At 63.7% G+C, this 12,561-nt stretch carries 14 protein-coding genes and 1 pseudogene; 11 read left to right on the top strand and 4 right to left on the bottom strand.

Going from position 1 to position 12,561, the window contains the following annotated elements; genetic code table 11:
- Positions 1–18: 18 nt before the first annotated feature.
- From ACR5MH_RS21855 to efeU, 7 genes are all read left to right on the top strand, one after another.
- Complete coding sequence (locus ACR5MH_RS21855; RefSeq protein ID WP_407792086.1) at positions 19–318, top strand: single-stranded DNA-binding protein; 300 nt, start codon at positions 19–21, stop codon at positions 316–318.
- A gap of 115 nt (positions 319–433) precedes the next feature.
- Positions 434–1,231, top strand: coding sequence for a ParA family protein (locus ACR5MH_RS21850; RefSeq protein ID WP_407792031.1), 798 nt, complete (start codon positions 434–436; stop codon positions 1,229–1,231).
- On the top strand, positions 1,228–1,659 hold the full coding sequence (locus ACR5MH_RS21845; RefSeq protein ID WP_407792030.1) for a ParB family protein: 432 nt from the start codon (positions 1,228–1,230) through the stop codon (positions 1,657–1,659). Before ACR5MH_RS21850 ends, ACR5MH_RS21845 begins: the two co-directional genes overlap by 4 nt.
- Before the next feature lie 35 nt (positions 1,660–1,694).
- Positions 1,695–2,456 carry a hypothetical protein gene (locus tag ACR5MH_RS21840; RefSeq protein WP_433862699.1) on the top strand — a complete coding sequence of 254 codons (762 nt, stop codon included), beginning with the start codon at positions 1,695–1,697 and terminating at the stop codon, positions 2,454–2,456.
- Positions 2,457–2,528: 72 nt separating this feature from the next.
- Complete coding sequence (locus ACR5MH_RS21835; RefSeq protein ID WP_407792028.1) at positions 2,529–2,987, top strand: hypothetical protein; 459 nt, start codon at positions 2,529–2,531, stop codon at positions 2,985–2,987.
- A gap of 8 nt (positions 2,988–2,995) precedes the next feature.
- Complete coding sequence (locus ACR5MH_RS21830; RefSeq protein WP_433862698.1) at positions 2,996–3,229, top strand: hypothetical protein; 234 nt, start codon at positions 2,996–2,998, stop codon at positions 3,227–3,229.
- A 529-nt stretch (positions 3,230–3,758) separates the two neighbouring features.
- Positions 3,759–4,667 carry an iron uptake transporter permease EfeU gene (gene efeU / locus ACR5MH_RS21825; protein WP_407792085.1) on the top strand — a complete coding sequence of 303 codons (909 nt, stop codon included), beginning with the start codon at positions 3,759–3,761 and terminating at the stop codon, positions 4,665–4,667.
- A gap of 152 nt (positions 4,668–4,819) precedes the next feature.
- On the opposite strand, the gene ACR5MH_RS21820 is transcribed toward efeU, so the two are convergent.
- The 4 genes and pseudogenes from ACR5MH_RS21820 to cmtR all read right to left on the bottom strand — a co-directional run bounded on the left by ACR5MH_RS21820 (position 4,820) and on the right by cmtR (position 8,992).
- A complete protein-coding gene (locus ACR5MH_RS21820) occupies positions 4,820–6,097 on the bottom strand; it encodes a sodium:proton exchanger (RefSeq protein WP_407792026.1) in 1,278 nt (425 codons plus the stop codon).
- 39 nt (positions 6,098–6,136) lie between these two features.
- The gene (locus ACR5MH_RS21815) at positions 6,137–6,697 is read right to left on the bottom strand and encodes a signal peptidase II (protein ID WP_407792081.1); all 561 of its coding nucleotides are present in this window, start codon (positions 6,695–6,697) and stop codon (positions 6,137–6,139) included.
- 35 nt (positions 6,698–6,732) lie between these two features.
- Positions 6,733–8,636: pseudogene (locus tag ACR5MH_RS21810) on the bottom strand (heavy metal translocating P-type ATPase).
- Positions 8,633–8,992, bottom strand: coding sequence for a Cd(II)/Pb(II)-sensing metalloregulatory transcriptional regulator CmtR (cmtR, locus tag ACR5MH_RS21805; RefSeq protein ID WP_407792080.1), 360 nt, complete (start codon positions 8,990–8,992; stop codon positions 8,633–8,635). Before cmtR ends, ACR5MH_RS21810 begins: the two are co-directional and overlap by 4 nt.
- 156 nt (positions 8,993–9,148) lie before the next feature.
- Here cmtR and ACR5MH_RS21800 point away from each other — a divergent pair, with 156 nt between their 5' ends.
- The 4 genes from ACR5MH_RS21800 (at position 9,149) to ACR5MH_RS21785 (ending at position 12,536) form a co-directional block, all read left to right on the top strand.
- Complete coding sequence (locus ACR5MH_RS21800) at positions 9,149–9,427, top strand: zf-TFIIB domain-containing protein (protein ID WP_407792079.1); 279 nt, start codon at positions 9,149–9,151, stop codon at positions 9,425–9,427.
- Positions 9,428–9,697: 270 nt separating this feature from the next.
- On the top strand, positions 9,698–10,918 hold the full coding sequence (gene istA, locus ACR5MH_RS21795) for an IS21 family transposase (RefSeq protein ID WP_407792084.1): 1,221 nt from the start codon (positions 9,698–9,700) through the stop codon (positions 10,916–10,918).
- A complete protein-coding gene (istB, locus tag ACR5MH_RS21790; protein WP_407792078.1) occupies positions 10,915–11,697 on the top strand; it encodes an IS21-like element helper ATPase IstB in 783 nt (260 codons plus the stop codon). The genes istA and istB overlap by 4 nt, the downstream gene beginning before the upstream one ends.
- Positions 11,698–12,206: 509 nt before the next feature.
- Positions 12,207–12,536, top strand: coding sequence for a hypothetical protein (locus ACR5MH_RS21785; protein ID WP_433862708.1), 330 nt, complete (start codon positions 12,207–12,209; stop codon positions 12,534–12,536).
- The last annotated feature ends 25 nt before the right edge of the window (positions 12,537–12,561 follow it).

The raw sequence follows: 12,561 nt of genomic DNA, 5'->3' as shown, positions 1-12,561 counted from the left end.
TACACCTACGCCCGCGTCATCGTCAGTGACCGCGTCCGACAGTCGGATGGGTCATACATCGACGGCCCGGCAACGGCCTACGACGTCGCCGTCAGTGGCAACCAAGCCCAGAACCTCGTCGATGCCGCCGAGGCCGGCGGAAACATCCGCGTGACGTTCTCCGGCAGCTACCGCATCACCGAATACAAAGGCGAGCAGGGAACGCGCGTTCAGCACGAGGTCCGCGCCGAGGAAATCGGCGTCAGCCTCCGCGGCCAGAGCGTCACCGTCCAGCGCGCCAGCCAGCCTGCGGACAGCGGCGACGAAACCCCGTTCTAACCCGTCGTATCGCCGGGGAGCTGCATGCAGCTCCCCGGCCTTGCGCCACGCGCAAGCGCATGGGCCCGATACACCGACGGTAACAGTACTATTAGACCTATTGGAGGTAACATCCGTGACCGCTCAAATCTTCGCCCTCTGCAATCAGAAGGGCGGTGTCGGGAAGTCGACAACCACGTTCCATCTGGCCCGCGCTGCGGTGCGCGCAGGACGGCGCGTTCTCGCCGTCGACAACGACCCGCAAGGCAATCTGACCTCGATCGCCGCGGCCGAGGCCGTGGGGGAGGACCAGGCCGGCCTTGCCGACGCGCTCAGCTCGCGCGCACCTGAGACCATCCGCGACGTCATTGTTCCCGGCGTATGGCCCGGCCTCGACGTGGTGCCAACCATTGGTGTCATGCTCGGTTCCGTCCGCGACGAACTCGTGATCGCCGGAGCAGGACGAGAGGGGCGCCTGCGCGAGGCGCTGACCACCGTCATCGACGACTACGACCTGATCCTGATTGACTGCGCCCCCAGCCTCGACCAGCTCACCATCAACGGCCTGACGGCCGCCGATGCCGTCGTGGTCGTCACCGAATCGAAGCTGTTCAGCGCCAACGGACTAGGCCAGCTCCTCGACACCATCGAGAACGTCAGGGCCTACTACAACCCGCGACTCAGCGTCGCGGGCGTCATCGTCAACAAGCACGAGGAAAAGACCGTCAGCGGCCGCACATGGCTGGACGAGCTAGGACAAGCCATCACGGGCCGAGGGCTGCGGATGCTCTCACCGGTCGTCCCCAAGCGCGTCGTCATCTCCGACGCGGCCGAGGCCGCACGCGGACTCGACGAGTGGGGCGGCTCCGAGGCGACAGAACTCGGCACCATCTACGCCGACCACCTGACTGCGATCGAAGGAGCCGCATCATGAACCGACCAGCACCCCGCAAATCCAGCCTCGCCGGATCGAGCCCCATCACACCGCCGCCCGCAGCGGCCCCGGCCGCCGTCGACGCCACCGGATGGACCCAGGAACAACACGAGGACGCCGACCATGTAGAACAGACCCGCCAGCTCCAAGAAGCAGAGCGCGCCGCGGCGAAGGCCAAGCCTGCCCCGCGCGAGCCGAAGTCACGGGCAAAGGTGTCGTTCTACCAAGACCCGGCCGACACCGACCGGGTGCGCGGCGCGATCCTCTACACAATGACCACCGAAGGCAGCCGCAACCTCTCCCAGTTCATCCACAAAGCCGTCATGGCCGAGGTCGAGCGCCTGGAAGCCAAATACAACAACGGGCAGCAATTCCCGCCCGTGGGAGCCCGTGAGCTGCCCCAAGGGGCCGCGGCGGCCAACCTGTAGACCGTCCTCGAGTATTGATCCGAAAGGACTACACGATGAGCACCACACTGCAGGCGGTCCAGCCTGCCGAGCCCAACCCGGTAGCCGAGGCGATCGCCGCGCTGACCGCGGCTGCGCGCCGGACGCGCATGCGCAGCACCGGCACCGGCACCGGCACCGAGCAGGCTACCGTCGAGCCCGTCGACTTCGGAGAAATCGCCAGCTACGTGCTCACGGCTGTTGCCGCCAACGTTGGCGGAGTTGAGGAGCTGCTGGCCGGACGGCCCGGATCATGGGAAGCCGACTACGTGCGCCAGATCGTCCACAGCACCGCGGGGGATGACGACGTAGAACTGCTGCGCTACCGCACCGAGCCGGTGAGGCTGCCATTCGATGCGGAGGATGTCTTCTACGACTTCGGTCTAGGCGACCTTTACGACCACGAGCGCGACGCGGCCGCAGAAGCCACGTTCGCGGAGGGGGTGACCGAGGAGCAGGCCACCGCTGCACAACAGCTCGTGAACGACGTGGAAGCGCTGTTCGCGCGCGACCTGGCCGCGTACGCCGAGGCGTATCTCACGGCTGCCCGCCGCTACCTCACGGAGCGCGGGATCACGTGCGGCGTCGAGCTGGTCACCACACCCGCGGGCGAGATCCCAACTTGGGATGCGCTCACCGACCAGGTGCACGAGTACGCGCGTGCCAGCGCGCCGCTGCCGATGACGGGGGAGGCTCCCAACCACAGCGACGGGACGCCGGCTGACGCTGTGCGCCGCGCCGGCCTGACTTACACCGATCGCGCCCGCCAGCCTCACTAGGTGATTGCCGGCCGCGCGGACACGCACCTGTAGACCGACTCAACTCAACACACTGACAATTTGGGGGGCGATGTGAGCCGCAAGAAGAAACAGACCAAGGGGAATCCGGCCAATCGGGCGTGGCGGGATACGACGCCACTCGGCGCAGCGATTCAGGAATGGTCCGAGAAGATCGTTCTGAAGGGCGATGAGGAGCAGGCAACGGTTGCGGCCGCGGTCGGCTGTTGGGTCGGTGCGGGCGACCCTGGCCGACTGGGACTGAACCAATGCACGAATGCCTGCTACCAGATTCAGCTCATCCTGGGTTCCTTGGGAGTTGAGGCCCATATCGTTCCCGTCGCCGCGCGAATCCTCGAAAAGGGCACGAGTCGTGAGCTGGCGACCGTTGGAAGTGATGCGCCGTCGTGGTCGGATGGTTTCGCGCGATGGACCGGCCACGCCGTGCTCGCGCTGCCGAAGCAGGGGCGAATCCTTGATCCACGATTGGCCAAGCATTCCCGAAAGTGGGACCGTCCGAACGTCTGCCGCTGATGGGGCGCGTGGTTCAGACGATCAACGGAACTGTCGATGACATGGTGCGGCCAGGGGCACTCTGGCCGGCCGCCCGCGACAAATACCTGGTGGAGTATCGAGTGCTTGCCCCCGAATACAACCCCATGAGCGATCCGGCGGCTGCCGCAGCGATGGTCCAAACCAATGTGCGTCTGCACCAGAAGCTCCCGCAGCTCGTCACGCAGATTCGTAGCTTGATGTCGATGCGGGCAATGGCGTGACGGACACGCGCACTAGCCCAAGGAACAGTGCTCCGCTGGACCGCTCGGACGCTGCTGCGGAAGCTCTCGAAACGGCTGGACGGCGCGATGTGCTCTTTTACCTGCTGGAACACCCGGACTCGACCCGGAAGGACCTTGTTAGGGGTACCGGTCGAAACCTAGATGCAGTCGCTCGCGCTGTCGCAGACTTGGTCACCCTCGGGTACGTGAACATTTCACCCCGGCCGCCGCTCGTGGGTGTGCCGGACCGCTTCACGGCAAACCGATCCGAATTCGTTTCAGACCTGACGGCGCTCCGCGACCGCTTCACGGCCGGCCTTGACCCGCGGACCGGAGTGCCGCGGCGCTCGTGACGCCGACAGAGGACCGCAAACGATCGTTTCCGCCTGGAACCCTGGTACTCAGGGGAGTACTCGTCGGTTCAGGAGGTCACCGATCATCTCGACAGGCGATGCGACATCCACACCGTCCAAATTGCACCCCTCACCTAAGAGCACTAAGGTAAGCCTATCCTAAATAGGGGGTCTTGGTGTTTGCCAATTTTCTAATCGGGCTCCGGGAGGGGCTGGAAGCGTCACTGGTTGTCGGCATCCTGGTCGCCTACTTGTGCCGGTCCGGTCATCGGCGGGGGCTGGGTGCGATCTGGATCGGTGTGGCGGCGGCTGTCGCGGTCAGTGTGGGTTTCGGCACCCTGTTGTACTTCGGCGCGCGGGAACTTGCCGACCGTGTGGAGCCGTTGTTCGCCGGCGCGCTTGGTGTCGTTGCCGTGGGATTCGTGACCTACATGGTCTTCTGGATGCGCCGAGCTGCCCGTCACATCCGCGCGGAACTTGAGGACAAGCTTGACGTCGCGATAAGGGTAGGCGTGTTGGCTCTAGCTGCAACGGCTTTCGTTGCTGTTGTCCGGGAGGGCTTGGAAACGGCGCTCTTCTTGTGGAGCAACATGCGAACCAACACCGGGGGAGGGGCGGCGCCTCTGGCGGGTGCGGTGCTCGGTCTGGTGGCCGCCGTCGCCTTGGAATACCTTCTCTACCGCAGTGTTGTTCGGATCAACCTCGCCAGGTTTTTCCGGATCACCGGGATCTTGCTGGTCATCGTCGCTGCCGGTGTGCTCGCTGGCAGTGTCGGAGACCTGCAGGAAGGTGGCGCGTTGCCCGGCAGTAACGCCATCGCCTTCGATGTCTCCGCGGCGGTGTCGGAAAATAGCTGGTACGGCGTGCTTCTCAAGAGCGTAATTGGCTTCCACGCCCGAACAACCTGGCTAATGCTGTCGGCTTGGATCGTCTATCTCATCCCTGTCCTGCTGCTGTTCATCCGACCTGTTCGGCAACGTTCCGAGGCCGTGGCGGCTAGTAGCGTCGGTACGGGCGAACACCCCGCGGCGCACGACGTTCAGGAGCGTCCTTCGCAGCGTGGCGCCTCGAATGGAGCTGTTTAAGGAACCGGGGCCATCTCGGTGAGTTGGTCGGGGTCGGCAGCAGCCGTTGCCGCGCAGGATGGCCATGCGGAGGCCGACTTATAGCTCCAGCACGGGCTCGAGAAGCCTATGTGTGTACCCCGGAAATACTAGCGACTGTCCTCTAAATGTGGCTACGTCCGGTGAGAGTTGTTGCGTCTGTCGCGGTCAGTTCGGACGCCGGCCTGGAGCAATGAAGGCAAGTCACGATGGCGCACGAGGAGGAAGACCACCGCCACTAGGACGTAGACGACCGACATTGCGTAGCGTGCGTGCTCGTCTGGGAGGACAAATTGGGCGGTGAACAAGACTAGTAGGAGAAGGGCCTTTCCGCCTGTCAGCCTCAGGTTGGTCAGGACCGCAATACCAAGGATGGTTTGGGCAGTGGTCAGAACGAGCTCTTCCGTTTGGCGGGCATCAAGCGGCAGTCCTGCTGCGGCGCCGCCGCCGAGGTAGTAGGCGATGGGGAGGCAGGCGATGAGCAGGGTCCATTGGTTGAGTTTCGCGGCCAGGAGTGCTGTCATGCCGTCGTTTGCGCGGTTACGAAGCGCAAAGGTTATGGCAACGAGGACTTCGGGAGATTCTGATGCGATTGGTGCCAGCCACTGCACGAGGAGGAATCGGTCCACCCCGAGTTGGCTGCCGGCTTCGACGAGGGCTTGGCCGAACGGTTCTGCAGCGCTGAGGATGACGATGGCTGCTGCCACAAACAATCCGGCCACCAGCAGTCGTCGGCGCAGCCGCGGTTGAGCTGCAACGGTGGCGGCTACGCCGGTGAGTTCTTCTTCTGAATCCGTGTTTCCTCGGATCCGCCACAGATAGCCCGCAAAAAGCGCACCCAAAATAAGGGTGTCGTACCATGCGAGTCGCCCTGTCAGGGGAATGATCAGGGCGTACAGCGTGGCGGCGCCGAGGAACCAAAGTTCGATTCGCCGATGCTTATCTAGCTGTATCCCGCTGCGGAACCATCCGTTGTATTCAGAAGCGGGGCCGCGGCGCCGGATGGCCCAGATTGCGACAAAAGTCAGGAGCGGCCAGGCGACACCGATCAGTAAGCGGTTTGCGCCGGTCATGTTGGCGGTGGCGTAGGCGGCGTAGGCTGGGTCGCTGCCGGAGCGGTAGGCGAAGAAGATGTCCACGGCGTATTCCGGCAGGATTGCAACGATTGACAACAGGGCCAGGGCGAGGCTGCCGGAGATGTCTGCGCGGACCGCTTCTGCCGCCCACATCAGGAGTGCTACCGATGCAAGAACTCCCACACCGAACACGATCACGGCCACAGCTGGGGCCAAGGACAGGCCGGTGAGCCGGACGGCGACCGCGGGTGTCGCCGCAAGTAGTGCCAGCGAGACCCGGATCGCCGCGGTGCGAGCGGGCAGCACCGTATCGGATTCCTTCTCCGTCTCACTCACAGCCGGACACCCTTCTCCTATTCAGCATTGGCATTAAGATCACGCTGAGCCGCCGGCCTCACGGGGACTCTTACCGCCGTTGCGGGTGCTGGTAAGCGCGAACAGGGCCGCCGTGGCAAGGCCCACCACGATGCAGATGTCAGCGATATTGCCGATGAACCAGTTGCCGTAAGCGAGGAAATCCACGACGTAGCCGCGCCCGAATCCCGGGGAGCGAAATAGCCTGTCGACGGCGTGTGAGGTCGCGGCGCCTCCGACAACGCCGATCAGAACCGCCCAACGAATACGCCGGACTCGTATTGCTAGCGCGACCGCGGCGATGGCTGCAATTACAGAAACGATCGTGAATATCCAGGTGGCGCCTGCGCCCAACGAGAAGGCTCCTCCCGGGTTGTATGTCAGCTGCAGCCCGAAGAGATCGCCTATCAGCGGGGCCCGGTCGCCTGGCGTGAGCATCACTTCCGCGAGTCCCTTGGTGAACTGGTCCAGGGCTACCACTAGTGCTCCGAGCACGAATGTGGTGAGAACCAACAACCAACGGGCATGACCGGAAACAAGATCGATACGTGAACGTTGGGGTGCGTCAGCTGGCGGTGTCATTCAACCCCCTCGTTTATGCAGCACCGTGGCTCCAATCACGGTCGCCTTGACCGGGCGGCCCGTAGACCATTGAGGATGACGATCACCTCGGCCACTTCGTGGACGAGTACCACCGCCGCCAACCCCAGCACGCCAAACGCCGCCAGGGGCAACAGCACGGTGATGATCAGCAATGAGAGCAGGATGTTCTGGTTGATGATGGCTCTGCCTCGCCGTGCGTGGTCTAGAGCGAGGGGGATGAGCCGGAGGTCGTGGCCGGTGAAGGCGATGTCGGCGGACTCGATGGCGGCATCGGAGCCAGTGGCGCCCATCGCGATTCCTACGTCTGCGCCGGCCAGGGCGGGGGCGTCGTTGATGCCATCGCCGATCATTGCGGTTGGAGCGGTGCGGCTCATCTTCGCCACAGCTGCGGCCTTGTCTTCGGGTCGAAGCTCAGCGCGGACGTCGTGAATCTGTGCTTGCGCCGCGAGGGCGTGCGCGGTCCTTTCGTTATCCCCGGTCAGCATCGTCACCTCAACTCCTCGTTCACGAAGAGACGCGATCACTTCGGGCACTTCCGGACGCAGCTCGTCGCGGATCCCAATCGCTCCAGCGAACTGGTCGTCAAAATGAACGATCACGACGGTCATGCCCTGGCTTTCGAGATCGCTGACCTCTTGATGCATCCTCCCCGGCAAAAGCCATTGGGGACTGCCAATGGTCACCGCGACACCCTTCACGACACCCGTCACACCATGTCCGGCCGTTTCTGTGACGTCTACTGCTTCTGGCGCGTCTGGATGGCTGGCGGCAATGGCGGCCGCAAGTGGGTGCTTACTATGCATCTCAACACTTGCCGCCCTTCTCAGCAGGTCGGCCGGCTCCGTTCCAGGGACCGTGATGACTCGTGCGATTGTCGGCTGGTTGCGTGTGAGGGTTCCCGTCTTGTCCACAGCGAACCGGCGCACCCCACCGAACCGTTCGAAGGTGGCTCCGGACTTGATCACCACTCCAAATTTGCTGGCAGCGCCGATCGCCGACACAACCGTCACAGGGACCGCAATGGCCAGGGCGCACGGTGACGCAGCAACCAGGACCACTAAGGCCCGGGTAACCCACAACTCTGGGTCACCGAACACGGAGCCGATGACTCCGATGAGAACGGCAAGGATCATCACGCCAGGGACAAGAGGCTTGGCGATGCGATCGGCCAACCGAGCCCGCGCCCCTTTGTCAGCTTGAGCCTGCTCCACCAGATGGACGATTGTCGTCAAAGAGTTATCCGTGCCGGCGGCACTTGCCTCCACCTCCAATACCCCGGAGGTGTTGATCGACCCGGCTGAAATGGTGTCGCCGGTCGAGACCTCCACCGGAATGGACTCCCCGGTGATCGCCGAGGTATCTACGGCGCTTCGCCCTGACCGTACGACACCATCTGTGGCGACTCGGTCTCCGGGACGCACCAGCAACAAGTCGCCGACCGCCAGTTCGTGAGCGGAGACTTCCCGAACGAGTTCCCCGTCGCGCAGCGTGGCTGTTTCTGGGACAAGCCTCAGCAAAGCACGCAAACCGGCCCGTGCACGGTCCATTGCCTTGTCCTCGAGCGCTTCAGCGATCGAGTACAAAAAGCAAGCGCGGCAGCCTCTTCAACAAAGCCGAGGATTACCGCGCCTGTGGCGCTAATGGTCATTAAAAGGCCGATGCCCAGCCTGCCTTCGCCGAACAGCTTTCGAATTGCGCCCGGGGCAAACGTTGCGGAACCCAACAACAGCGCAATCCAAAACAGTACGAGGGCCGCAAGCTCAAGGCCCGTCCATTGGAGGATCAAGCCGGTCAGGAAGACGAGCCCGGAACCGATAGGGATCAGGACGTCTCGGTCCCTCCACCAAGGGCCCTCGTCCTCGACCTCATCCTCGTCGACACCGACGTCGTCGACTTGTGACCCTGCTACCGACATCATGCGCGCCCCTCCACCACCAGATCGCGGCAAGCCGCGCAATCAGGCTCGAGGCACTGCGCGTTCTCATCAACAGCCAGCGTCACCTCAATGAGAGACGCAAGAGCGCGACCCAGGTGCGGATCTGCGATCTCATAACGCGTCTGACGGCCCTCCGGCTCAGCCACCACGATCCCGCAATCACGCAGGCACGTCAGATGGTTCGATACGTTCGAGCGCGTGAGGCTAAGTTCTCGCGCCAACTCGGTGGGGTACGAGGGTCCGTCCAACAGCGTCATCAGTATCGTTGATCGAGTGGGATCGGCCATCGCCCTCCCCAAACGGTTCATGACATCAAGGCGCGAAGCAATAGTCAGCATCCACTGACTATACAGCTGTTGCTGAATAGAGCGCTAAGCGCTACCGTAGCTGTACGACAAAAGCCGAGTACGACGCCCTACTCCAGCGCTCCTGCCGTCCCCGCGTCAGCCGGGTTCCTACCCGGCTGAGCAACAATCCAGAAATACGGTGGTTCTATGAAATGCCCTGTCGATGGGGAAACTCTTCTCCTTTCAGAACGTTCAGGCATCGAGATCGACTACTGCCCAACGTGCCGCGGCGTCTGGTTGGATCGTGGAGAGCTGGACAAGATCATCGAACGATCTGAACCCGCTGCTACCTCTCCGGCATTCAACTCGGCCGATGTTGAACATGGGTGGTCCAGATCGGACCGCCCCGCCCACTACGACGGTAGAGATAACAGTCCCGATCGAAAGCGGCGCGGAGGTTGGCTCGGCGAACTTTTCGGGGACTGACTACCCGGTTCATGGAGTTGATCGCTAAATAGCGCAATCTTTGCAGCGCACACTGTCGCTGTCGTAGCGCCATCCTCTACCTCGAACTTGCACTCCTGGCACTCCGCACATTCGAGCCGACCGCAAACATCAGCGGGTTGCGTCCGGTCTCCACGGCGCGCGAGGGAACCCAGCCCACCACCAGGAGACTTATGTCGGCGCTCGTTAGGAATTGAGCAGAAACGCTCGTGAGGAATTGAGCACCTGATCCAGATTGGACGGGTGATCACCTTGGAGCATTGGGCCTTGATTCGGCGGCTGCACTTGGCAGAGGGAGTGCCGAAGGCGCAGATCGCCAGACAGCTCGGGCTGTCGCGGAACACGGTGGCGAGGGCGTTGGCCTCGCCAGCGCCGCCGACCTATCAGCAGCCGCCGAGACCGTCGGCGTTCGACGAGCTCGAGCCGCGGGTCCGGTCGCTGCTGGCCGAGTTCCCGACGATGCCGGCGACGGTGATCGCCGAACGAGTCGGTTGGGCAGGGTCGCCGTCGTGGTTCCGGAAACGGGTCGCCCTGCTGCGGCCGGAGTATTCACCGAAGGACCCAGCCGACCGGCTGGACTACTCCCCGGGCGACCAGGTCCAGTGCGATCTCTGGTTCCCGCCAGCGCGGATTCCGACTGGGACCGGCCAATGGGCGTCCTTCCCGGTGCTGGTGATGGTCGCCTCGTATTCACGGTTCATCACCGCCCGGATGCTACCCACCCGCAAGACACCGGACCTGCTGGCCGGCATGTGGTCGCTGCTGAGTGGGCAGCTGGGCGCCGTTCCCCGACGACTGATCTGGGATAACGAGGCCGGCATTGGCCGCCGCAACCATCTCGCGGAGGGCGTCACCGGGTTCTGCGGGACGCTGGCCACTCGGATTGTTCAGCTCAAGCCCTTCGATCCGGAGTCCAAGGGCATCGTCGAACGAGCGAACCAGTTCCTGGAGACCTCGTTCATGCCTGGCCGCCAGTTCGAGCACCCCGACGACTTCAACGCCCAGCTGGCGACCTGGCTGACCAGAGCGAATCAACGAACGGTCCGATCGCTCCAGACCCGGCCGACTCAGCTGATCGAGCTGGACCGGAGGTCGATGCTGGCGTTGCCGCCGTTGGACCCGCAGGCCGGGTTCCGCAACCGGATCCGGGTCGGCCGGGACTACTACACGCCCGTGCTCGGCAATGACTACTCCGTCGACCCGGCGGCGATCGATCGGATGGTCGATGTCAGCGCCGACTTGGAGCGGGTCCAAGCGCGTCTCGCCGGTCGGCTGGTCGCCGACCATCCCCGCAGCTGGGGACGCGCCGGACGGATCACCGACCCCGAACACGTCAGCAGCGCCGGCCGGCTGCGGGTCGCGTTCCAGCAACCGTGGCCGAAGACGATCGAGGATGCCGGGATCCTGCGGGATCTGGCCGACTACGACGCCTTCTTCGGCATCACCCTCGACCAGGAAGAGCACACCGCATGACTAGCACCGCGATCAAGCAGATCGACCATCTCGCCCGGGCGCTGAAGGCGCCGCGCATCCAGGAGCACGCTGCCCGGCTGGCCGAGCAGGCCCGCGACGCCGGGTGGTCCCACGAGGAATACTTAGCTGCCGTCCTGGATCGGGAGGTTTCGGCCCGGGACTCCTCCGGATCGGATCTGCGGATCCGGGCGGCCGGGTTCCCCGCCCGCAAGACGATCGAGGACTACGTGTTCGATCACCAACCCGCGCTGAAGCGCGACACGATCTTGCACCTGGCCGGCGGGGCTTTTCTCGCGGGCGGGCAGAACGTCGTCCTGATCGGTCCGCCCGGGACTGGCAAGACACACCTGGCGATCGCGCTCGGGATCAGAGCCGCCCACCTGGGTCACCGGGTTCTGTTCGGCACCGCAACCGAATGGGTAACCCGCCTGCAAGCCGCCCACACGGTTGGCAAGCTCGGCGCTGAGCTGGCCAAGCTGCGCCGTTACGGGCTGATCATCGTCGACGAGGTCGGCTACATCCCGATCGAGCAGGACGCCGCGAACTTGTTCTTCCAACTCGTCTCATCCCGTTACGAACACGCGTCGTTGATCCTGACCAGCAACATGCCCTTCGCCCGCTGGGGCGACGTCTTCTCCGACCAAGTCGTCGCCGCGGCCATGATCGACCGCATCGTCCACCACGCCGAAGTCGTCACACTGAAGGGCTCCAGCTATCGACTCCGAAACACCGAGATCGAGACGCTACCCTCCGTCCGCGCCGAAAACGCGGCAAACTAACCACACAACGAAGTGCTCAATTCCTCACGAGCGAAAGTGCTCAATTCCTGACGAGCGCTGACAACTTACTGGCAATCAGACAGCGTCTCCATAACCTATAGCTAAACGGGACAGTGGCCGTAACCACCGATTAGCACTTTGCTGGGCCGAATTTCCAGTGGGTGGTCACCCGGTCCGGCACCACGGCGACAGCGCCCGCCGCATTCAACTGGCCGGCCGGATACTAGGACCCGCACGCCGACCCCTCTGGTACGGGCACACTGTGCGGCCCGTGTGAGCGCCGCTGACTACGGTGATGCCGGAAGCCCGGCGCGGAGGACGCAAGCAGCGTAGGTTCAGCGGTTTGTTTGATGGCGCGATCGTCCGCCAGGCGGTGGTGATCCTGTGATTCCCGGCCCGACTTGACCTTCCATCAGGGGGAAGGTCGACACTGCTATTGAGGCGTCTCTCCGGACTGCGCCCTCCATGAAGCTGGTGGACCGGATTTGCCGGGGTTGAGAGGAATGATCATGTCGGCTGATTCGAAGCTTGGCGGCGGGCGCACCGTGCTGGCCACGATCGGGATTCTGTTGCTCCCGGCCGCGTGCTGCGGGGCTCCGTTGTTGATTGGTGCGGCTGCTGCGGTCGGGTTTGCCGGGATCCTTGGCGGAGTTGGTGCTGTGTTGGCCAACCCGTGGGTGATCGCGGCGGCGATCGTGGCGGCCGGAAGCGTGTTGGTGTGGTTGCTGTTTCGGCGGCGGCATTTGGTAATGAGGCGAGCGGTCGAGGACTGCTGTGTTCCGGAGAAACCAGGATTCGTACGCGGCCCGGTCGATCGGGTCAAGGGACACCAACGGTGAGGGATGGTACCGCGATGATGACGGT

The sequence above is a fragment of the Streptomyces sp. L7 genome (genome assembly GCF_050990935.1).
Taxonomy (GTDB): Bacteria; Actinomycetota; Actinomycetes; order Actinomycetales; family Microbacteriaceae; genus Leifsonia.
The sequence above is the reverse complement of the archived record's forward strand: the minus strand, read 5'-3'. Positions and strand labels throughout refer to the sequence as shown.